Origin of the sequence: Aquimarina acroporae, from assembly GCF_023195925.1 — a bacterium.
GTDB classification, from domain to species: domain Bacteria; phylum Bacteroidota; class Bacteroidia; order Flavobacteriales; family Flavobacteriaceae; genus Aquimarina; species Aquimarina acroporae.
Genome location: NZ_JALPRE010000007.1, coordinates 53,916 through 74,652, shown reverse-complemented (window position 1 = coordinate 74,652; position 20,737 = coordinate 53,916). Strand labels below are relative to the sequence as shown.

Here is a 20,737-nt window from a genome sequence, read left to right as displayed (position 1 = left end):
CGCAAATAACTTCGACATTGACAATAGAAAAATTCTCTCCCGAAATTGATAAAGTATATTTTATAGAAAATTATACGCTCATACACATATTATCGGGTAAGGGAAGCATTCAAGTAGATTTTAATGATTACTTTGATTGGCAAGAGAAGGCTATTTTTCTTGAGAAAGGGCAATATATTAAGTTCTTATCTGATGATTTTGAAGTAAGAAGAATTGAATTTTTAGACAAGAACAAGTTTCATAACGAGGAGGTTCGAGTATTGTTTAAGCATCTTATTTCTTTAGGGTATATAGATCTTATGGAGTGCGCAGAGTGCCGAACTTTTTTATCAGAGTCTTTGGTAAATCAAAACGCTTCTCATATTGTTGACGTTTCTGCAAAACAATGGTTTTGGCAAAACCCATTTAACGCCAATCGAGAGGAATATCAGATTATTTTTGATGTAAAAGACGTTATTGATTTAGAATTTGGTAACAGATTAACCAGTGCAGACTTAATGGGTTTAATCAATGATCGAGGGTATAATGCCCAAGAGCTGGTTAAAAACAAGATAGGATTTTCTGTTAAGAATTTGATGGGGGCCAAAAGATTAAAAGAAAGCAAGAAAGAAATTGCTTTTACTGATAAGAGTATTCAGGAAATTTCATATGATTTTGGGTTTAAGGATGATGCTTATTTTAATCGAGTTTTTAAAAACTCTACAGGACAAACCCCTCGCCAGTTCAGAGAAAGCTTTGATTTTGAAAAAAGAGATTTATTTGTGCAGAACATTCTTGAATTGCTTCATGAGTATCATACCCAAGAGCGATCCTTAGGCTTTTATGCAGATAGAATGAATCTTTCTGTAAAAACGTTATCAAAAAAGGTACAGTCAAAAATGAATACTTCACTGGGGCAGCTCATTCGACTAGAACTTATTCATACCGCAAAACTCATGCTGCTGGCAGGCGAAAATGTTACCGCTATAGCGGCTCAACTTGGTTTTGAAGAACCAAATCATTTTTCTAGTTTCTTTAAACGATACTCAGGTATCACACCTACCGACTTCAAATTAAAAAAGTACAATTCTTAGCTCCTTTTTTGTAGCTATTACACTTGTTTTCTCCCTCATCTTTGTGGTGTATTAATTCACTAAAAAAATTAAAAAGATGAATATTAAAGAACAAGTATCAAAAATGGATGCGATAGTAGCTCAGGGAGCTATTGTTGATGCCGTAAAAGAATTTTTTGCCGATAATGCCACTACTTCAGATTATGGTAATGGTAAAACCAATGGTAAACAAGAAATGATTTCCAAAATGGAAGGTTTTGCTGGTGCTATAGCACAGGTAAATGGAATCACACATCATCATTCCATAGTAGATGGTCATGTTTCAGCTTCAGAATTTACTTTCGATTTCAATATGAAAGACGGAAGCAAAATATACTGGCACGAAATTATTCGAAGAATTTGGAACGAGAGAGGAGAAGTGATTCAGGAAGAATACTTCAATGCAGAATAAGTAAACGTTAAATTTTTAAGCTATGAAATTTGTAACCAAAAAAATACATGCATTTTTAGATTATCCCGTGGCAATTGCCCTAATAGCACTTCCTTTCTTATTGGGATTGGGAGACTCAAATCCAATTGCAGTTTCATTATCGGTAGGCACAGGGATTGCAGCATTTGTATTAACATTACTTACCGATCATCAATTAGGCGTATATAAAGTGGTTTCGTACAGACTCCATTTGATAGTAGACTTTTTGGTGGCAATCGTTTTTATCATCGCTCCCTTTGTCTTTTCTTTTCAGGGTATTGATGCCTGGTATTACTGGATAAATGGAGGAGCGGTTTTAACCGTAGTTAGTTTACACAAGCCAGAAATGGCTATTTAAAAAAAATAAAATAATCTCACATAATTATATAAAACATGAAAACATTAAAATCAATACTTTTAGTACTAGCAGTTTTGGGTTCTTTTTCTGTATCAGCTCAAAATAATATGGCAAACAACATAGATAATAGTAATATTGCATTACAAGGGTACAGTCCTGTATCCTATTTAGACCTTAATCTTGCACAAAGAGGAAACAAGAATTTTAAATCAGAATACCAAAAGGTGGTATATTACTTTACTTCGGCAGAACAAAAGGCTACTTTTGATAAAAATCCTGCTAAGTATATGCCTCAATACGGTGGTTTTTGTGCCTTTGGTATATATGCCGGGGCAAAGTTTAGAGTAGATCCTAATAAGTTTTTGGTCAAAGACGGAAAGTACTACCTATATCTAAATAATATTGAGTTAGATGCAAAACAGTTGTGGTTAGCCGAGAATAACCATCAAAAGTTAAAAAATACTGCAGATAAAAACTGGAAAAAGCTAGAGAAAACTCATAATTAGTTTACGTATGAGATATAGCAAATCTGGTACATCGTAGAATACTCAAAAACCTGCAACCTAGGATGCAGGTTTTTTGTTTTTTTGGAACAAATTTAATCAACAAAAAAGGGCTCGCGATTTAGATAATACAAGATTACAGTTAATGATTTATGGTTATTTGGTTTGAATATTAGTGTTAAATTATAATTTTAATAAGATTTTTATTTCTAAAACGTTATTTTTAGTAGCCTTTAATCTACATTTTTATTTTTTTGAGTTTTTATATAGCCATCTTATTATCCCTTCAGGAAGAAGTATCTAATTCTGTGCTTCAAAATCTCATTGGATTATTGTTGACATTTACTATCGTGTCTATTTGTGTGTATTATGTATTACGCTATATGGAATCTGTATATGTAAAACATAAAGATAAACCCTACTATATTCACTTTTACCCTAAGCTTAGAAAACTACCTGCCGGTTCAAAACTCTTTCTGGAAGAAAACGACTTTTATAAGGCACTGAGCAAAACAAAACAAAAGTATTTTGAGCATCGTTGCACTCGCTTTTTAGATGAGGTAACTTTTGTGGGCAGAGAAGGGTTAGTGGTAGATGAATATATGAGGATGCAGATTACCATTTTATTTATTCAACTCACTTTTGGGATGAGACACTATATACTCGAATATCTCAGTGCTATTATCATATATCCAAAGTCTTTTTATTCTATATTAAATCAAACTGAAAATATTGGAGAGTTTAATCCTAGATCAAAAGCTTTAGCGTTATCATGGAAACATTTCCAAAAAGGAAACGAACATAAAGATGATGGTAGAAATTTGGGTATTCATGAAATTACTCATGCAATTCATTACAATTCCATAAAGAAGAATGATATAAGCTCAGAAATCTTTTATGATACTTTTTTACAGTTGGAAGAGTATTTGGGCTCTGCAGAAGTGCGTAAACAAATTGTTGAAGCAAAGCTTTTGCGAGAATATGCGTTTACTGATAAATTCGAATTTATTGCGGTATTGATAGAAGTTTTTATGGAAACTCCTAAAGAACTTAAAACTAAATTTCCTGAAATATATGAATATGTCGTAAGAATGCTTAATTTCAGGTATTTCGAAGATCTACGCTAATTTTTGTTTTTGCTTTTCAGTAATAGATGCCAATATCGTTGTAGCATGAACCCTTGAGTTTTCAATAAACCACACGTGAGTATCCATCCCTCCACAAATTACACCTGCCAGATATAGATTCTCAATATTAGTTTCCATAGTGTTGTCATCATATTGAGGGTACAGTTTTTCGTCCTTAGAGAGTTCGATTCCTATTTTCCGAAGAAATTCAAAATTAGGCTTATATCCCGTAAGTGCCAGTACATAATCATTGTCTATACTTACTTTACCGTTAGGTGTATCGATTACAATAGCATCATCGAGAATTTCATTCACCAAAGCGTTATAAAAAGCTTTAATACTACCTTCGGCTATTCTATTCTCTATATCTGGTTTTACCCAATATTTTACTCTTCTCCCTATTTCGGGGCCTCGAACTATCATTGTTACCTCGGCTCCTTTTCTATAGCATTCTAATGCTGCATCTACTGCAGAGTTACTTGCACCAATAACTGCAACCTTTTGTTTTGCATAAAAATGAGGATCTTTATAGTAATGAGAAACCTTTGGTAAATGTTCTCCCGGAACATCAATGGTATTAGGAAGATCATAAAAACCGGTGGCAACAATTACATAAGTAGCAACATATTTTTGTTTGTTGGTTATAATCGTAAAATTTGTATCAGCTTTTGTAACATCTTGTACGGTTTCAAACAAATTGATGTTGAGGTTATTTGAAGTAACGATTCTTCTATAATACTCTAATGCTTCGTTTCTTTTGGGTTTTGCTTCTTTACTAATAAACGGAATATTATCTATTTCCAGCTTTTCAGAAGAAGAAAAGAATTGCATATTAATTGGGTAGTTAAATAAGGAATTAACTATAGGGCCTTTTTCAAGTATAAGGTAATCTAATCCTTTTTTCTTTGCTTCTAAACCACAGGCAATTCCTATAGGTCCACCTCCAATAATAATTAAATCAGTATGTTTCATCCTGCAAAATATCTCAATACGTGGTCGTTTCTAAATTCGATTTCTTACACGCAAAATAAAGTATAAAACTACTAATTTTTGAACGTTAGATGGGAAAAAGGCAAGTCTTTATGGTAAAACTTGCCTTGGTGAGATGGAAAAGTAACAGACTTATTTTATAACCAACTTTTTTACAACATTCTTTCCATCTATTGTGATATCTAGGCAATAATTTCCCTTGGGTAGAGAAGAAGTGCTTAATTCGATATTCTCGTTATATTCGAAGGTGTTTTCTGAGATTTGTACTCCTGAACTATCCAATAATTTGATGAGAATTGTAGATACTATTGTGTTGCTAATAACTTTTACCTTAACAAACTTTTTAGCAGGATTTGGGTAGACAATGACTCTAGGTTGTATTTCCTTGATGGGTGGAGCAATGGGCTTTTCTTTACCCTCTTCAATGGTATAGAATTTATTCACTCTAAGATTAAGATATGTATCGGTATTTCCGGAAGGCCAATAAATTGTAAGCTTGTTGATTCTTGGAGCTTTGTTTAACCCAAAATGAGCACGTAAACTATTATGCCCCATGAAAGTATTCGACGCTGAAATTTCACGTTTTTGAGTAACCAGTTTTCCGTTAATTCTAGCCGTAAGTTCTATTCTTGCACCTAATGCTGCTTTGTTAGAAGGGTTACCTACAAGTTTTAAGTTTACAAAATGATTTTTGATGTTAAGATCATTTCTTACTAGTGCTTTTAGACTTCGACCCACCACAAAAAAGTCTAAGTCGCCATCATTGTCATAATCTCCAATGGTTATACCAGTAGAATTTCCTGAGGTAAGATTGTTGATGAAGTTGGTATCACGCTCACTGAAAGTGCCATCTCCATTGTTGATATAATACCCGCTTCCGGTTGGATTTGAACCGGTAATGAGAACGTCTAGATCCCCATCATTATCAAAATCTCCCCAGGCGTTTGATAAATTCTGATTGTTGGTAGTAGAAAATGGTACATCGGTTTCTACATAGTTTCCATTGTTATTGATATAAAATTTATTTTCAACACCAGAATAATTCGTAAGACATATATCTAAATCTCCATCATTGTCATAATCGATAACATTGTAGCATTGGCCATCTTGAGGATCATCTGCAAATGATAATTCTGAGGTTTTTATTTTTTCAAACCCTTCAGCTCCGGTTTCAACCTGAAGATTCTTAAAAAGGAAGTCTGGTTTAATACCATTTGGTCCTGCAGCCGGGCCACTTGCAATAAATAAATCGGTATCTCCATCTTCATCATAATCGGTCCAATTTGAAACCGTATAAGCTGCTTTTTCCGTGAGGAATTCATAAGGAGCTACAACCTGGGTAAAAGAGCCGTCTGGGTTTCCGCGATATAGTCTGTTCGAGAAACTTAAGGGGTCTAAAAAACCATCAGCAAAAGTTAAAATAAAATCAGGATAACTATCATTGTTATAGTCGCACCACTGTGTACTCCAGGTACCTGAACTAATGGTGTTTAGAATAGTATTGATTTCGGTAAAATTTCCTGAACCATCATTGGCATAAATTCTGGTTTGCAACGTAGATGGGGTAACAAACCTGGAGTAGATAAGATCTAAATCTCCATCGTTTTGATAATCGGCCCAACTGCAACCCACCAATGCTGTGGCAACTGGGATTGCAGATGAACCTGTAGCAACTTCGAATTTTCCTTTTCCTAGATTTCTATATATAGTACCTCCATAGAACAAATCAATGAGATTATCATTATCTATATCTGTCCAAGCAGTTCCAAAATAAGTTCCTCCAATGGTAGGTTCTGATACTATAGGATTAGAAGTATCGTCGATTAAAGTGAAGTTTTGTGCAAAAAGAGTTAGTGAAAAGTAACTAAAAAGAGTACATAAAATATAAGTTCTCATAAGCCAAAGATTTTAAGATTTATGAGAATAAAATTCATCAAAACCCAAGCAGAATGGGTTTAGAATTATAATATTTTACTTATTTATCCTGTACGACAAGGTGTTTTCTTTTGTATTCTGAAGGCGTACACTTGAATTTGTTTTTAAAAGCAGCGTTAAAAGTAGCTTTGTTATTAAATCCAACATCAAAATATATGGTTTTAATACTCGTGGTAGTATCTTCAATGAGTAATTTTTTGGCTTCTTCTAATCGATAATCATTAATGAACTGATTAAAATTCTTTTTAGCCTTTTCATTAATAAGTTTTGAAAGTATGTGGCTAGAAAACCCAACTTTATCCGCCAACTGTACTAACCTAAGATTATTATCTAAATAGGGTTTTTCATTTTCTATGCAGATAAGTAATCGACTGTAGAACTCTTCTTTGGTACTTTCTGTGAATTCAGATTGATTTGAACTTTTAATAAATAGATGGGACAATAGTTCTCCATTAAAAATAGAAGGTTCTTTATATACCATATAGCCAATGGTATAGATTGAGAGGGACATAGAAAAAGAGATCGCATAATCCCATGTTGAGTTAAAAAACGGAAACTTTACCAGAATATAATAGCTTATAAAGGATATAGTAAAAACGAAAAATAGCTTAAATAGGAGAGAGGTCCATTTTTTTCGTGTGGTTTCATATTGGGATTCTGGATGATGGCGATAAAATGAAATAAAATCTTTAATGATAATAAGGTAAATAAGTAATGACAGTGCAGATAGCCATGGAGAGGTGATAGACCAGAAAAAATAAAACACTAAATCATTACGGTGATCTTTAACGTTTTGAAAGCCATTTGTAATATAAAAACAAATAACGCTAAGGATCAGGCATATTATAGCTGGAGCATAGTGATACCATCGTACTTTAAACTCAGAATTATAAAATTTTGTAATATAACTATAGAGAAGTGGTCCAAATAATAAATACCACGTACTGTCAAAAAAATAGATAAACGGGTATTTTTCTTTATGGCCTGTCCAGAAAAACACATATTGTAACAACACAAAAGAAAACCCAAGTATTAAAAATACAATAGGTAAATTATTACTTCGGTTTCTTTTGTTTACACTTAAAATGATACTAAGAAAGAATCCAAACGAGCTGACCAATAGGAAAATAGAGGTCCATGTGTCAAACGAAGGAGACATTTCTGTTAGCATGATTTAAGTCACGATTTAGTAATTTCTTTTAATTCTTGAATAGTTTGAGTAGGGTTTTCACTTTTGAAAACGAAACTTCCGGCAACTAGAACATCTGCACCAGCATCTATCAATTGTTTTGCATTTTTGCTAGTTACTCCACCATCAATTTCGATCATGGTGTTAGCATTATTACGCTCAATAATTTCCTTTAATTGTTTTACTTTTTTATAAGTATTTTCAATAAAGGATTGCCCACCAAATCCTGGATTTACACTCATGATACAAACGAGATCAATATCATTAATGGTATCTTCAAGTAAACTAACGTTGGTATGAGGATTAATAGCAACTCCGGCTTTCATTCCTTCAGCTTTTATAGCTTGCAGTGTTCTGTGTAAATGGGTACATGCTTCATAATGAACGGTTAGGATGTTACTTCCCAATTCTGCAAAAGTTTTGATATATCGATCGGGATCTACAATCATTAAATGTACATCAATAGTTTTGTTTGCATGTTTTACAATATCTCTAAGTACAGGCATTCCAAACGAGATATTGGGTACAAAAACACCATCCATAATATCGATATGAAACCAGTCTGCCTGACTGTCATTTATCATTTCAACGTCACGTTGTAAATTTGCAAAATCTGCTGCTAATACTGAAGGAGCAATAAGTCTTGAAGCCATATAGTTGTATTGTTTCCGGCAAAAGTACTATTTAAGTTTTAATTAATATGCTAAGAAAGCTTCATAAATTTTTGAGTTAAATAGGAGATACTTTGAAAATGCTCTGGGTTATCTTTTTTCTGTTGCTCTAAAAAAAGCTGTAGCTCACGATGACTATAATGATTAGAAATAACTGTAAATGAAGAGTGGTATTTGGAGAAAGAATGGTCTTCAATTTCTTTATCCAATATTTTAATAATATTATAATGTCTGGTATCGTTTTTAATTTTGTTAAAAATGGAATGTATGATGTCCTTTTCGCCTTCGAGAACTTGAAAAAAATTGCCTTCGGAGTAAATGAGAATTCCAGTAATTTCTAGGTCGGTATTACGATGTTTTACATGATCCATAAGTTCGGTTACATTCATGTCCGAGACTTGAGGATTTATTGTACTTACATAGCTTATTACATATCTCATAGAATTGAGATTTAAAAGGACTATGAAGTTACTGTTTTCTTAACAAAGGTTTTGTCGTTTTAAGTATTTTTTAATTTTTTAGATCGATCTGTTAAACAATAGGCAAGAAAAAACCTCCGGTAATCAGCCGGAGGTCATTCATCAATCAAAAAACGAACAGTTATGTTATAAAACTGTTTGTAACCGCAATTTAGGAATTTATCCTAAATATGTCTTTAATATTTTACTTCTAGATGTATGTTTTAATCTTCTAATCGCTTTTTCTTTGATCTGACGTACACGTTCACGAGTAAGATCGAAAGTTTCACCAATTTCTTCAAGTGTCATTGGGTGTTGATCCCCAAGACCAAAATACAATCTAATAACATCTGCTTCTCTAGGAGTTAAAGTCTCGAGAGCTCTCTCAATCTCTGTACGTAGAGATTCATGTAATAATGATCTATCAGGATTTGGAGATTCACCAGAATTCAATACATCATAAAGGTTAGAATCTTCACCCTCTACAAGAGGAGCATCCATACTTACATGACGACCAGAGTTTTTCATAGACTCTTTTACATCATTGATAGTCATATCTAACTCTTTTGCGATCTCTTCAGCACTTGGTGGGCGCTCATGAGATTGCTCTAAGAAAGCATATGTTTTATTTATTTTATTTATCGAACCAATTTTATTCAATGGTAAACGTACAATCCTAGATTGCTCCGCAAGAGCTTGTAAAATAGACTGTCGAATCCACCATACCGCATACGAGATAAATTTAAAACCTCTGGTTTCATCGAAACGTTTAGCAGCCTTTATCAATCCTAGATTACCCTCATTAATTAAATCAGGAAGTGTAAGTCCTTGGTTTTGATATTGCTTTGCTACAGATACCACGAATCTAAGGTTTGCCTTTGTTAATTTTTCAAGGGCTCTCTCATCACCAGCTTTAATACGCTGTGCTAATTCTACTTCTTCATCGGCAGTAATAAGATCTACTTTACCTATTTCCTGCAAATACTTATCCAGCGATGCAGTTTCACGATTCGTTACCTGCTTCGTAATTTTAAGTTGTCTCATCTATGTTCTCCTTGAAATTTTATAGTGAATAATTTAGGGACTTTACTTCTTATACGTAATATGTTAGATAAATGTTACAAAAAGGTTTATTTTTTTGTTTTTAACACTTCATTTTTTTTATTAGTCGTATGTTATATCCCTTACTAACACTGCATTTGTAAGTTTTTTAAATTTTTGAATTTTTTTCAAAAAAAAAGCGAGCCTCACAAAGTAATTTCCAGATTTTAACAAGAATAGAAGTTGAAGTTTATGTTCAGTTTTATTCAAATTCCAGTAATTTTGGATTAGTAATAAGGGTTTGTAGACTTTCAATTTTTTTAAGCATTTTATTGAAAAAAATGTTTCTTTCTTTTACATCGGCTTTGCTTAATAATTTTGATCCTTCCATTTGGATATTCAAAAAACCTTCAGCTTGATTACAAGTATTTATATCGTTTGTTCTATAATACGATAATATTGTAAAAGGTACATAAAGTGATTTAGAAGTCGGAGTAATCACCAAAACTCTATTATTCATTAACAATAATTCATTATAGTATAGTTTAAAGGTGTTGTTTTGCGAGGTGATTTTTTGAGATATAGAATGCATTAGGGCAACTAAGTCGTCACATATTTCTAAAGCATCTTCTTTAGCTAAAATTTTTGCTTCATAATAGAAATGGATCTGTTTAAGTGTACTATTTATTGTAGTTAAGTCCCATATTTCTATGGCATTGATTCCATTATATAGTTGTCCTAGATTTTTTGCAGCTTCTAATAAAGCCAGTGGAGGGTTAAAATTGCTAAACTTTGTGTCCGCTAGGCTAGTATCCATGATTTTTAACCAAACATACATTTTGAATTTAGATAATAGATTATCGTTTGAAGTATAGAAAATAGGAAGGTCTTTGGCTGAATAGATCATTTTTACCTTCGGGTTATTGATTAACGGGAGTAATGATTTATAAGAGTTTTGATAATAAGCCAATAGACTTTTAATGTCTTTTACAGGTGCTGTTTTTTTAACGGCAACAATATGTTCTACTTCGTTAGAGAATAATTGATCTATAGAAACACTATAGTGTTTTGCAAGAATTACAGATTCTTCGAGTGATAACTTACTTTTATAGGTTACTCTTCTATGAGAAGCATCGTAACTTATATCTAATACTGTGGCGACTTCATCGATTAATGAACTTTTGGGAGGGAGCTGCGATTTTATTAATTCTAAAAAAGCTTTCTGGTTCATTTTGTTGAGTTTAAATGATAAAATGACAATCTAATTTGAGTCAAAAGGTAAATTAGAAAATTATATCTTTTTTGCGATTATCGCAAAAAATAATGTTTGTTATCGCAGTTTTTACTATATCACATTAAGAGGGAGTTAGTATGTTTGATTACCTAATAGTATCAAATAAAATAGCGCTAAAATGGATCTTAAAAAAAATATTTCCCCTACATACTTCTTTAAGATAATAACTCTTTTCTTATTATTCATAAATACAGGGTGTTTCAGTTATCGAAGTATAGAAATAGTTTCTGAAGAATTAGAAGTTGATAAAAAGTACAAAATAACCACTTCAGAATATCAAAAGAAAAAAATGATTATTACAGAGTATGATGAATCTGGAATTGTGGCTACAATAAAAAAAGAGGAAGTGCATATTCCCTTTTCTGAAATAAAGGAAATTAGAAAGGTAAAATTCTCCTATTTTAAGACTTTTATTGTTCTCCCGGCTTCATATATTGCATCTGGATTTGGGTTTGTCTTCCTAGCTCTGGCAGTTCGATAGCACAAAGGGGGTACTTTTCTTATTTCTAGCATTGAGATAACCTTTTGTTCTTTTGAATAACTAAGCTTTAAAATTTGTAAGATAAACCTGTTTGAAGAGTAATAAAGAAATGCTTATAACTCTCAGTATTTTTACTAGCTTCTTTAAGCTGAAAATTAAATATTGGCTCTGCTGTTACATCAATAGATTTGGTAATAGGATAGGCAAAGTTAGAACCAACATTGAAATTCAAACTAATTTGTTGAAGGTTTCGACTACTTCCAGCATTAATTTTGTTGGATGAAGTACGAATTGAAATAGTGTTGTTATCTAAGAATAAAGCATTCATTCCTAAAAGTATAGATGTTTTGATGTCTTTATCTATGATTTGGTGTTGTAGTCCCAAAGAAATTTCGTTGTACGATATTTTTTGAAGAAGATCTATACTATTATCATTTTGAAGCATAAAACTGTCGCTCGGTTGTATTCCGGTATCTCTTAAAATAGACGGTATCTGTTCTGACGAAACGTTTTTGGTAATACTACTGATCTTTGTACGGTTATACCCAATTCTTAAAGCAGTTTTTTCAGAATAATAGGTTTTGAACATAATTCCGTAGCTCAAAGAAACTCTTCCAGAATTGGTGTTATCTGCAATTTGATTACTTATTAACGAGCCTTTTGACGTGAATGTATATGTAGGACCGAAATGAACCCCAACACTAAACTTTTGAAAAAGAGATTTTTTCTTAGGCTGCATATAAATTAAAGTGTCTTTGGGTTTACGAGCAACTAAAACAGAGTCTTGAGAAGTCTGTGATGATATATTTAAAGAATCTTTCGTAGCGATATTATCGATAGAAGTCGTTTTTTTTGATTTCAGAGAAGATAATTCTTGGTTCTTTGTTGAGTTAATATCTGTATTGAGAGTGTCTTGTGTTGGTTTGTACATCTCCCTCCCAAAATGCCTAGAATTGATGTTTGATGTTTGTTTTGGCCGTTTTATTTCAGATATTGAAATGTTATTACTCTTATTAGTAGAACTGTTTCTATATTTTGAATTGGGAGTAATGATTTGGGGTTCATTTTTTATGTTATTATCAATCTGTTTATCTACTTGGGTAATGGTGTTTATTTTATTGCCACTAGTATTTACCTCTGAATTTGTAATGCCATTAGTATTCAAATCTGGTTCTTTGCAAGGTTCTTCAGATGAATATTCTATAGTGTTTTTGGAATCTGGATCATTTTTGGAAGCAGTATTATAAATGATAAAAAACATCGCCGAAGCAACAACTAATAAACCTCCAAGTTTTACCCAAAACAATAAAGGGCGCTTTTCTTTTTGAGGTAAATTAGGTTCGATATCTTCCCAACGCAAAGAGCTAGAAACCGAATTAAAATCATTCAGTTTCTCTTTGAAAACTTTTCCTATGTCTTTTGGGTTAGCCATCGTTAATTACTATTTTTTTTAAATTATTTTGAGCAGACATAATTTTTGTTTTCAGAATAACTTTTGCTCGATGTAAATTTGATTTTGAAGTACCTTCTGAGATTTGAAGCATTTTTGCTATTTCCTTATGGGAATAATCATCTAATTCGTAGAGATTAAATACCAATCTATATCTATCGGGTAATTCCTGTATATGAAGGAGTAATTCATCTAATGAAACATGTAGCGAGTCTGTATCGATATTGGTATCTTCAATTTTATCCTCTTTCAACGAAAGGTCAGATAACGTTGAGTGTTTATATTTATCTATCGCATTATTTATGGTTATCCTTTTTATCCAGCCTTCAAAAGATCCTTTAAAATTATACTGATGTATTTTCTTAAAAATGGTTAAAAAAGAATCGTGCAAATTGTCTTCGGCTTCTTTGTAATTTTTACAATATTTTAAACTAAGAGCAAAAAGTACATCTTTATAAAGATAAAAGAGCTCGCTTTGCGCCTGGCGATCATTCTTTTGACACTTTTTGATTAGCTTTTTGTTGTTCAACGTGTTCTTAACTTTTGTAAAACTGGTAATTATAATTTTTTATAACCGTATTTCATAATTCTAGCTTATTAGTTACAGTTTTTAGTATGGACTGAAATGTTTTGAAAGGTTGCGTAAAAATTTACATTTTTTTATTTAGGTAAAAAAACACACTCTTTCCTGTTTATAAGGAAAGAGTGTTTAGAACTAATTTAAGGTTCATCATTGGCTTCGCAGGCTTCTACAAATAAAACAATTCTAATAATTTTTGACTCATCGGTAGTCGTGTCTTTAATATTTACAAATATGAGTTGGGGATTGGTTATGTTGTTGTAGGTCGTAGATGAGATAATGGGATTTGTGTCTTGCTCAGCGTCAGCTATAGTTTCAAAGAAAGATAATAATAGTTGCTCTGGGTTTGTGATGTTGTCTTGAAGGGAAATTATGCAATCTTGATATTCATCCAATAAAAATTCTCCTATTTCCATTTGATTAGAAAGTTCACAGCTTCTAAACTCGACGTAGTTGCAAGAATTCTCTACATTACATTTTCTTTGAATCCGATATTTTTGATCTTCATTTAATATTTCTATGGTATTATCATCTATTATCGTCGCTTTCCAGTTAAAGTTCCAGTCTTCAGCGATGTCTGAATCTCCTTCCAGCTTAATATTAACATGTAATTCCTCGTCTATAAATAAAGAAATCCATGAGGTTCGATAAGCGTTTCCTGGAGTATACAAAATACCGGTGCCATCATTATAAAAATCAAATATGACATCTTCATATTTCGCGTTTTCGGTTAAGGAAGTGACTTCCCATACACAATTTTCTTCTTCTAATATATTATTGCAATTGGCAATGATTTCAGATTCAATACAGGCTTTTATAGCTGCTGCAAGTTCTTCATTATTTTCGATAGCGACACTCTCCCCATTTTCAAGAGTACTGGTAATGGGGTAACTTAAACCAATTGCTCCCTCTTGATCTGTGTCTTCTAAGGCAGCAATGAATTCTAAGTTATTTCCTATGATTCTACTATCAACAATTTCAGATTCTTCATCATAAAGGTATATATTGAATGGGTATACAAATGTGAGGCAAACGATTTCTTTATCTTCTTCTTTTTCTTCAGAAATGTTCTTTAGAGAATTAAATAACTCAGATTGTGCATCGATCTTTCCAATAAGAAGTAAATCATATGGTTCATTGTTACAAGAGATGATAAGCAGGGCAATAATAATGGTTAAGGAATAACATTTAATTTTTTTCATGGTAAACTTTTTAGAGTCTTCAATCTTATAGACTGGAAACCCCAAAAAGGTTGCTTATTAGACAGAATATTTTAAACTAAGCACAAAAAAACGCCCTTAGATTTTCTAAGAGCGTTTATAGTATAACTTATAAAAAGTTTAGTCTTCCTTTTTATTTTGTTGTTGAGGTCTTCTATCTCCTTTTGGTTTACCTTCTGGTCTAGGAGGTCTTTGTAAAAGAGCTTTTCTAGAAACCTTCTCTTTTCTTGTTTTTGGATCGATACCAAAGTATTTAACATCAATAACATCACCTATGTTTACAACATCAGTAACATTGTTGGTGCGTTCCCAAGCTAATTCAGAAATATGAAGTAATACCTCATTTCCAGGGGCTTCAGTATATTCTACAACGGCACCAAAATCTAAGATTTTAATTACTTTTACTTCGTAAACGCTTCCTACCTTTGGCTTAAAAGTAATTGCTTCTATTTTTCGGATAACAGTATCTATAGCATCTTGATCAACTCCTAGAATTTCTACAATTCCGTGTTCTCCATCTTCTTCAATTACAATAGTAGTTCCAGTTTCTTTTTGCATTTCCTGAATTACCTTACCACTTGGTCCAATAACTGCTCCTATATAAGATTCTGGAATAGTCACTTTCACCATTTTTGGTGCGTGAGCCTTAACATTTTCATTTGGTTGCGCAATGGTGTCTGTAAGCTTTTCAAGAATATGTAAGCGCCCGTCACGAGCCTGCTTCAATGCTTTTACCAGTATTTCATAGGAAAGACCTTTGATCTTGATATCCATTTGACAAGCAGTAATACCATCAGCAGTACCGGTAACTTTAAAATCCATATCTCCTAAGTGATCTTCATCACCAAGAATGTCAGAAAGAACCGCATAACGATCTCCATCAGAAATTAATCCCATAGCAATACCAGAAACTGGTTTTTTAAGATTAATTCCAGCATCCATTAATGCCATAGTTCCAGAACAAACGGTAGCCATAGATGAAGAACCATTAGATTCTAAAACTTCAGAAACTACACGAACTGTATATGGGCAATCTTCAGGGATCATTCCTTTTAATGCGCGTTGCGCAAGATTTCCGTGTCCAATCTCTCTTCTAGAAGTACCTCTAAGCGGTCTTGCTTCTCCAGTCGAAAAAGGAGGGAAGTTGTAGTGTAAGTAAAATGTTTCTTCTCCTTGTTGTGTAGGAAGATCAATTACATTGGCTTCTCTAGAGGTTCCTAGAGTAACTGTAGCCAAGGCTTGAGTTTCACCCCTGGTAAATATTGAAGAACCATGAGTAGATGGTAAATAATCAACCTCACACCAGATGGGTCTGATATCTGTAGTCTGGCGTCCATCTAAACGTATACCTTCATCAAGCGTAAGGTTTCTTACAGCTTCTTTATGCGCTTTACCAAAATATTTAGAAATAAGACCTCCAATTTCTTCTAATTCTTCTTCTGAATATTGTGATTTTATTTCCTCTTTTACCTCAGAAAACGCTAAACCTCTTTCTTTTTTTGAAGAGCCCATTTTAGCGATATCATAGCACTTTTGGTAGGCAGCATCATAGATCTTTTTCTCTAGTTCTTCATTTTCTTCTTCTGGCTCATATTCTCTGGTTTCTTTTTTACCAACTGCTTCTGCAAGACGAATTTGAGCTGCGCACTGTACTTTGATAGCTTCGTGAGCAAATTTTATAGCTTCTGTCATTTCTTCTTCAGAAACTTCATCCATTTCTCCCTCAACCATTGCTACAGAATCTGCAGATGCACCAACCATAAGATCGATATCAGCATTTTCTAATTGAGCTCTACTCGGATTTATAATAAACTCTCCGTCTATACGAGCTACTCTTACTTCTGAAATTGGAGTTTCAAAAGGAATGTCAGATAATTGTATTGCCGTAGAAGCTGCTAATCCTGCAAGGGCATCTGGCATTACATCTTCGTCATGAGACATTAATTGAATCATGACTTGTGTCTCAGAATGATAATCTTTAGGGAATAGTGGACGTAATACTCGGTCTACTAGTCTCATGGTTAAGATTTCTTCTGTACTTGGTCTTGCCTCTCTCTTAAAGAAACCACCAGGATAACGCCCGGCAGCGGCAAATTTTTCACGATAATCAACAGTTAATGGTAAAAAGTCAACTGTACCCGCATCATAAGATGATACAACGGTACACAAAAGCATTGCTTTACCCATTTGTACAACAACAGACCCGTGAGCTTGTTTTGCTAGTTTTCCGGTTTCGAGGGTGATTTGTCTTCCATCACCTAAATCGATAACCTCTTTATAAACTTGTGGAATCATAATTTAGTTTTGATTCATAACCTACTACTCTTTGTTACTAATTAACAAAGATGCTTTAGGCTTAATTAAACATTGGTTTCCGTCTTACTCGGACGGACAAGGTTGTGTTGTTGTAGTAATTGCGCGGCCAATGAAAAACTAAGGCATACAATCATACATTAGATGTATGAAAGTTTTTATTTTAAAAATATCAATAATTAAAAAAAGAGGCGCGCAGCCTCTCTTTTATTATTTTCTTAATCCTAATTCTTTTACAATTGCACGATATCTCATGATATCCTTTTTCTTAAGATAGTCAAGTAAATCTCTACGCTTACCTACCAACTTTACCAAAGAACGCTCAGTGTTAAAATCTTTACGATTGCTTTTTAAGTGTTCTGTTAAGTGTGTAATTCTGTAAGTGAATAGTGCAATTTGTCCTTCAGCAGAACCAGTATCGTTTTTTCCTTTACCGTGTTTTGCGAAGATTTCTTCTTTAGTCTCTTTTGTTAAATACATTCCAATATTATTTAAATGATTTTTATGTATCGATAACTCTCTGCTATCAGCGAGCAAATATAGTACTTTTTAAAGAACAAACACTTTTTATTAAAAAAAATAACCCGTCTATTAAACCATCTGTAAAAAATTGAGTCATAGAATGGTAACGTTAAAATTAAATATTATGAAAAACATCATCTTGAAATTTGGAATAACGGTATTTCTAGCAGCAATTTTTGTGGGTTGCGATAAGGATGAAGCCAGTGATGAAACTTTAATCGACGCAGTTGATCTTGAGGAAACAGAACTTACGGCAAAAGTTGATAATGCAACCGAGGTATTAAGTGATACTTTTTTACAGGTATATGAAACCGAAGAGAGCGATTTAAAAAGTCCTATTCATCCTTATTTGCCAGAATGTGTTACTATTACTATTGAGATTACAGATACATCTAAAGATGTATTGGTAGATTTTGGTGAAGAAGGTTGTGAGGTAAGAGGGCATCTGGTGAAAGGAAAACTTACGATGTCGTATGCTATAGATTTAGATGCGAAAACAAAAATTATTACATATAGTCTTGACGACTTTTTTATTGATGATATTCAATTTGAAGGAACTAAAACAGTAACCAGACAACGAATGAATGAAAACGGGAATCCTCAGTATATGATGGATTTGGATTTAAAGGTAACATTTGCAGATGGTACCGAAGCCTCAAGAAAGGGGGCTAAAACACGCGAGTGGGTTGAAGGTGTGCTTAACGGAAACTGGGGCGATAATGTTTTCTTAATTACCGGAGCCTGGGAGACTAATTTTGCGAATGGCAACACACATAGCACAACAATTACTACTGCCTTACGAAGAGAAGCGAGCTGTAGATTTTTGGTAAGTGGAGTAGTAGATTTGGTAAGAACAAATTATTCTGGAGTTTTAGATTATGGCGATGGTTCATGTGATAACCTTGCTTTATTTACAAACTCTGATGGAGAAGAAAGAGAAATTCGATTATAGAATTTTTTGATTAGTGAGTTGAAAAGTACTTCGTTTTATTACGAGGTACTTTTTTAAAAAAGGAAAAAGCCCGATACATATATGTGTCGGGCTTTTGAAATACTATCTAATCTTAATTTAGTTTGAAGAAAGTGGTCGGTTCATGATCAAATCTAAATATAAGTTGATTTTTTGTTTCAATTCTTGCCTTGGTGTTATAAAATCAAGGAAACCGTGTTCTAGTACAAATTCTGCAGTTTGAAAACCTTCGGGTAATTCTTTACCGGTGGTGTCTCTAACAACACGAGGTCCTGCAAATCCAATTAATGCGCCTGGTTCTGCAATATTAATATCTCCCAGCATTGCAAATGAAGCTGTTGTACCACCAGTTGTAGGGTCTGTACAAAGAGAGATGTAAGGAATGCCGGCGTCTGCCAATTGCGCAAGTTTTGATGAAGTTTTTGCCATTTGCATTAATGATAAGGCAGCCTCCATCATTCTGGCTCCACCAGATTTTGAGATAATCATGAATGGAATTTTATGCTCAAGAGCATGATTCGCAGCACGAGCTATTTTTTCTCCAACAACGCTTCCCATAGACCCTCCTATAAAAGAAAAGTCCATACAGGCAATTACCAGATCATTTCCATTTGATTTTCCTACCGCGGTTCTTACGGCGTCTTTAAGATTCGTTTTTTCCTGCGCTTCCTTAAGACGATCGGGATATTTCTTTTTGTCTTCAAATTTAAGAGGATCTTTTGAAGAAAGATTTTTATCAAGTTCTTTATACTTGTTGTTGTCAAATAAGATCTCAAAATATTCTTTGCTTCCTATCCTTACATGGTATCCGTCTTCTGGGCTTACATAGAAATTCTTTTCGAGCTGTTCAGCATCAACAATTTTTCCGGTAGGGGATTTGTACCAAAGCCCTTTAGGGACATCTTTTTTGTCCTCGGTTGCGGTTTGTATACCTTTTTGTGTTCTCTTAAACCAAGCCATAAATTATGTATATTAAAAAAGCTGAAACTCCTATGGGTGAGTTTCAGCTTGGTTTTCAGTCGTTATAATGTATTTACATTATTTAAATCTTCGAACGCCTTTTTAAGACGGGTCTTAAAGGTAATTTCACCTTCTCTTAACCATTTTCTAGGATCGTAATACTTTTTATTTGGTTCTTCTGATCCTTCTGGGTTTCCAATTTGAGTTTTAAGATATTCGATATTATTGGTCATGTAATCTCGAATACCTTCATTAAACGCAAATTGAAGATCTGTATCAATGTTCATTTTGATAACACCATATCCAATAGCTTCTCTTATTTCTTCAAGTGTAGAACCACTACCACCATGAAATACGAAATCGATGTGGTTATGACCAACTCCGTACTTTTCTGAAATAAACTCTTGAGAATTTTTCAGGATTTTTGGTGTAAGTTTTACATTACCTGGTTTGTAAACTCCATGCACATTTCCGAAGGCCGCAGCAACGGTAAATTTGTCACTTATTTTGCTTAACTCTTCATATGCATACGCTACTTCTTCAGGTTGAGTATATAATTTAGAATCATCTACATCAGAGTTATCTACACCATCTTCTTCTCCTCCTGTAATACCTAATTCTATTTCTAAAGTCATTCCCATTTTACTCATACGAGCCAAATATTCCTTACAGATATCAATGTTTTCTTCTAGAGGCTCCTCAGATAAATCTATCATATGAGAGCTATAAAGTGGCTTGCCAGTTTCTTTATAAAACTGTTCACCTGCGTCTAATAATCCGTCGATCCATGGGAGTAATTTTTTTGCACAGTGGTCAGTATGCAAAATTACAGGAACTCCGTAAGCTTCGGCAAGTAAGTGAACGTGTTTTGCTCCAGCTACCGCACCTGCGATTGCAGCTTTTTGGTTTTCGTTTGAAAGGCCTTTTCCGGCATTAAATTGAGCTCCTCCATTAGAGAATTGAATGATAACCGGTGCGTTAATTTCGGCTGCTGTTTCCAGAACACCGTTAATTGAGCTTGAACCGATAACGTTTACTGCAGGTAACGCGAAAGATTTTTCTTTGGCATACTTAAATATTGCTTGCACTTCGTCCCCTGTAGCAACTCCTGGTTTGATGTTGTGACTCATCTGTAATTTTTTAAAGTTTTTAGT

At 33.4% G+C, this 20,737-nt stretch carries 21 protein-coding genes; 7 read left to right on the top strand and 14 right to left on the bottom strand.

The features are described from left to right. Nucleotides 1–17 precede the first annotated feature (17 nt). The 5 genes from M0D21_RS11555 (at nucleotide 18) to M0D21_RS11535 (ending at nucleotide 3,509) form a co-directional block, all read left to right on the top strand. Nucleotides 18–1,073, top strand: coding sequence for a helix-turn-helix domain-containing protein (locus M0D21_RS11555; RefSeq protein ID WP_248329613.1), 1,056 nt, complete (start codon nucleotides 18–20; stop codon nucleotides 1,071–1,073). A 76-nt stretch (nucleotides 1,074–1,149) separates the two neighbouring features. Next, on the top strand, nucleotides 1,150–1,503 hold the full coding sequence (locus M0D21_RS11550) for a hypothetical protein (protein ID WP_248329611.1): 354 nt from the start codon (nucleotides 1,150–1,152) through the stop codon (nucleotides 1,501–1,503). Between the two features lie 22 nt (nucleotides 1,504–1,525). Next, complete coding sequence (locus M0D21_RS11545; RefSeq protein WP_248329609.1) at nucleotides 1,526–1,879, top strand: SPW repeat domain-containing protein; 354 nt, start codon at nucleotides 1,526–1,528, stop codon at nucleotides 1,877–1,879. Nucleotides 1,880–1,914: 35 nt separating this feature from the next. Next, nucleotides 1,915–2,385, top strand: coding sequence for a YHS domain-containing (seleno)protein (locus M0D21_RS11540; RefSeq protein WP_248329607.1), 471 nt, complete (start codon nucleotides 1,915–1,917; stop codon nucleotides 2,383–2,385). A gap of 251 nt (nucleotides 2,386–2,636) precedes the next feature. After that, on the top strand, nucleotides 2,637–3,509 hold the full coding sequence (locus M0D21_RS11535) for a zinc-dependent peptidase (RefSeq protein WP_248329605.1): 873 nt from the start codon (nucleotides 2,637–2,639) through the stop codon (nucleotides 3,507–3,509). Here the strand turns inward: M0D21_RS11535 and M0D21_RS11530 are convergent. The 7 genes from M0D21_RS11530 to M0D21_RS11500 all read right to left on the bottom strand — a co-directional run bounded on the left by M0D21_RS11530 (nucleotide 3,501) and on the right by M0D21_RS11500 (nucleotide 11,024). Next, nucleotides 3,501–4,481 carry a YpdA family putative bacillithiol disulfide reductase gene (locus M0D21_RS11530; RefSeq protein WP_248329603.1) on the bottom strand — a complete coding sequence of 327 codons (981 nt, stop codon included), beginning with the start codon at nucleotides 4,479–4,481 and terminating at the stop codon, nucleotides 3,501–3,503. The genes M0D21_RS11535 and M0D21_RS11530 overlap by 9 nt on opposite strands. Before the next feature lie 150 nt (nucleotides 4,482–4,631). Beyond that, nucleotides 4,632–6,395, bottom strand: a complete 1,764-nt coding sequence (locus M0D21_RS11525) for an FG-GAP-like repeat-containing protein (protein ID WP_248329601.1) — start codon at nucleotides 6,393–6,395, stop codon at nucleotides 4,632–4,634. A gap of 79 nt (nucleotides 6,396–6,474) precedes the next feature. Continuing rightward, nucleotides 6,475–7,605, bottom strand: a complete 1,131-nt coding sequence (locus tag M0D21_RS11520; protein WP_248329599.1) for a helix-turn-helix domain-containing protein — start codon at nucleotides 7,603–7,605, stop codon at nucleotides 6,475–6,477. Between the two features lie 8 nt (nucleotides 7,606–7,613). Then, nucleotides 7,614–8,276 carry a ribulose-phosphate 3-epimerase gene (gene rpe / locus M0D21_RS11515; RefSeq protein WP_248329597.1) on the bottom strand — a complete coding sequence of 221 codons (663 nt, stop codon included), beginning with the start codon at nucleotides 8,274–8,276 and terminating at the stop codon, nucleotides 7,614–7,616. Between the two features lie 50 nt (nucleotides 8,277–8,326). Next, nucleotides 8,327–8,734 (bottom strand): BLUF domain-containing protein, encoded by a 408-nt coding sequence (locus tag M0D21_RS11510; protein ID WP_248329595.1) that lies wholly within the window; start codon nucleotides 8,732–8,734, stop codon nucleotides 8,327–8,329. A gap of 198 nt (nucleotides 8,735–8,932) precedes the next feature. Continuing rightward, the gene (locus M0D21_RS11505; protein ID WP_027395748.1) at nucleotides 8,933–9,796 is read right to left on the bottom strand and encodes a sigma-70 family RNA polymerase sigma factor; all 864 of its coding nucleotides are present in this window, start codon (nucleotides 9,794–9,796) and stop codon (nucleotides 8,933–8,935) included. A 259-nt stretch (nucleotides 9,797–10,055) separates the two neighbouring features. Beyond that, nucleotides 10,056–11,024: a hypothetical protein gene (locus M0D21_RS11500; protein WP_248329593.1), complete on the bottom strand. Its 969-nt coding sequence runs from the start codon at nucleotides 11,022–11,024 to the stop codon at nucleotides 10,056–10,058. Between the two features lie 181 nt (nucleotides 11,025–11,205). On the opposite strand from M0D21_RS11500, the gene M0D21_RS11495 reads away from it, so the two are divergent. Continuing rightward, entirely contained in the window at nucleotides 11,206–11,568 is a 363-nt protein-coding gene (locus M0D21_RS11495; protein ID WP_248329591.1) for a hypothetical protein, read from the top strand. 67 nt (nucleotides 11,569–11,635) lie between these two features. On the opposite strand, the gene M0D21_RS11490 is transcribed toward M0D21_RS11495, so the two are convergent. The 5 genes from M0D21_RS11490 to rpsO form a co-directional block, all read right to left on the bottom strand. Beyond that, nucleotides 11,636–13,000, bottom strand: a complete 1,365-nt coding sequence (locus tag M0D21_RS11490; RefSeq protein ID WP_248329589.1) for a hypothetical protein — start codon at nucleotides 12,998–13,000, stop codon at nucleotides 11,636–11,638. Then, nucleotides 12,993–13,547, bottom strand: coding sequence for an RNA polymerase sigma factor (locus M0D21_RS11485; protein ID WP_248329587.1), 555 nt, complete (start codon nucleotides 13,545–13,547; stop codon nucleotides 12,993–12,995). The genes M0D21_RS11490 and M0D21_RS11485 overlap by 8 nt, the downstream gene beginning before the upstream one ends. A 191-nt stretch (nucleotides 13,548–13,738) precedes the next feature. After that, complete coding sequence (locus M0D21_RS11480; protein ID WP_248329585.1) at nucleotides 13,739–14,800, bottom strand: hypothetical protein; 1,062 nt, start codon at nucleotides 14,798–14,800, stop codon at nucleotides 13,739–13,741. Nucleotides 14,801–14,938: 138 nt separating this feature from the next. Further along, on the bottom strand, nucleotides 14,939–17,113 hold the full coding sequence (locus tag M0D21_RS11475; RefSeq protein WP_248329583.1) for a polyribonucleotide nucleotidyltransferase: 2,175 nt from the start codon (nucleotides 17,111–17,113) through the stop codon (nucleotides 14,939–14,941). Nucleotides 17,114–17,341: 228 nt separating this feature from the next. Further along, complete coding sequence (gene rpsO, locus M0D21_RS11470; protein ID WP_248329581.1) at nucleotides 17,342–17,611, bottom strand: 30S ribosomal protein S15; 270 nt, start codon at nucleotides 17,609–17,611, stop codon at nucleotides 17,342–17,344. A gap of 166 nt (nucleotides 17,612–17,777) precedes the next feature. On the opposite strand from rpsO, the gene M0D21_RS11465 reads away from it, so the two are divergent. Next, nucleotides 17,778–18,605, top strand: a complete 828-nt coding sequence (locus M0D21_RS11465; protein ID WP_248329579.1) for a hypothetical protein — start codon at nucleotides 17,778–17,780, stop codon at nucleotides 18,603–18,605. A 117-nt stretch (nucleotides 18,606–18,722) separates the two neighbouring features. On the opposite strand, the gene accD is transcribed toward M0D21_RS11465, so the two are convergent. Together accD and fbaA are read right to left on the bottom strand one after the other, a co-directional pair. Beyond that, on the bottom strand, nucleotides 18,723–19,583 hold the full coding sequence (accD, locus tag M0D21_RS11460; RefSeq protein ID WP_248329577.1) for an acetyl-CoA carboxylase, carboxyltransferase subunit beta: 861 nt from the start codon (nucleotides 19,581–19,583) through the stop codon (nucleotides 18,723–18,725). A gap of 62 nt (nucleotides 19,584–19,645) precedes the next feature. Further along, the gene (gene fbaA / locus M0D21_RS11455) at nucleotides 19,646–20,713 is read right to left on the bottom strand and encodes a class II fructose-bisphosphate aldolase (protein WP_248329575.1); all 1,068 of its coding nucleotides are present in this window, start codon (nucleotides 20,711–20,713) and stop codon (nucleotides 19,646–19,648) included. Nucleotides 20,714–20,737 lie beyond the last annotated feature (24 nt).

Bases quoted from the DNA above. Each gene is read 5' to 3' on its own strand.
- M0D21_RS11465 (WP_248329579.1), top strand. From the start codon at position 17,778: ATGAAAAACATCATCTTGAAATTTGGAATAACGGTATTTCTAGCAGCA.
- M0D21_RS11545 (WP_248329609.1), top strand. From the start codon at position 1,526: ATGAAATTTGTAACCAAAAAAATACATGCATTTTTAGATTATCCCGTG.
- rpe (WP_248329597.1), bottom strand. From the start codon at position 8,276: ATGGCTTCAAGACTTATTGCTCCTTCAGTATTAGCAGCAGATTTTGCA.
- rpsO (WP_248329581.1), bottom strand. From the start codon at position 17,611: ATGTATTTAACAAAAGAGACTAAAGAAGAAATCTTCGCAAAACACGGT.
- M0D21_RS11525 (WP_248329601.1), bottom strand. From the start codon at position 6,395: ATGAGAACTTATATTTTATGTACTCTTTTTAGTTACTTTTCACTAACT.
- fbaA (WP_248329575.1), bottom strand. From the start codon at position 20,713: ATGAGTCACAACATCAAACCAGGAGTTGCTACAGGGGACGAAGTGCAA.
- M0D21_RS11475 (WP_248329583.1), bottom strand. From the start codon at position 17,113: ATGATTCCACAAGTTTATAAAGAGGTTATCGATTTAGGTGATGGAAGA.
- accD (WP_248329577.1), bottom strand. From the start codon at position 19,583: ATGGCTTGGTTTAAGAGAACACAAAAAGGTATACAAACCGCAACCGAG.
- M0D21_RS11505 (WP_027395748.1), bottom strand. From the start codon at position 9,796: ATGAGACAACTTAAAATTACGAAGCAGGTAACGAATCGTGAAACTGCA.
- M0D21_RS11480 (WP_248329585.1), bottom strand. From the start codon at position 14,800: ATGAAAAAAATTAAATGTTATTCCTTAACCATTATTATTGCCCTGCTT.
- M0D21_RS11540 (WP_248329607.1), top strand. From the start codon at position 1,915: ATGAAAACATTAAAATCAATACTTTTAGTACTAGCAGTTTTGGGTTCT.
- M0D21_RS11490 (WP_248329589.1), bottom strand. From the start codon at position 13,000: ATGGCTAACCCAAAAGACATAGGAAAAGTTTTCAAAGAGAAACTGAAT.
- M0D21_RS11495 (WP_248329591.1), top strand. From the start codon at position 11,206: ATGGATCTTAAAAAAAATATTTCCCCTACATACTTCTTTAAGATAATA.
- M0D21_RS11550 (WP_248329611.1), top strand. From the start codon at position 1,150: ATGAATATTAAAGAACAAGTATCAAAAATGGATGCGATAGTAGCTCAG.
- M0D21_RS11530 (WP_248329603.1), bottom strand. From the start codon at position 4,481: ATGAAACATACTGATTTAATTATTATTGGAGGTGGACCTATAGGAATT.
- M0D21_RS11510 (WP_248329595.1), bottom strand. From the start codon at position 8,734: ATGAGATATGTAATAAGCTATGTAAGTACAATAAATCCTCAAGTCTCG.
- M0D21_RS11520 (WP_248329599.1), bottom strand. From the start codon at position 7,605: ATGCTAACAGAAATGTCTCCTTCGTTTGACACATGGACCTCTATTTTC.
- M0D21_RS11500 (WP_248329593.1), bottom strand. From the start codon at position 11,024: ATGAACCAGAAAGCTTTTTTAGAATTAATAAAATCGCAGCTCCCTCCC.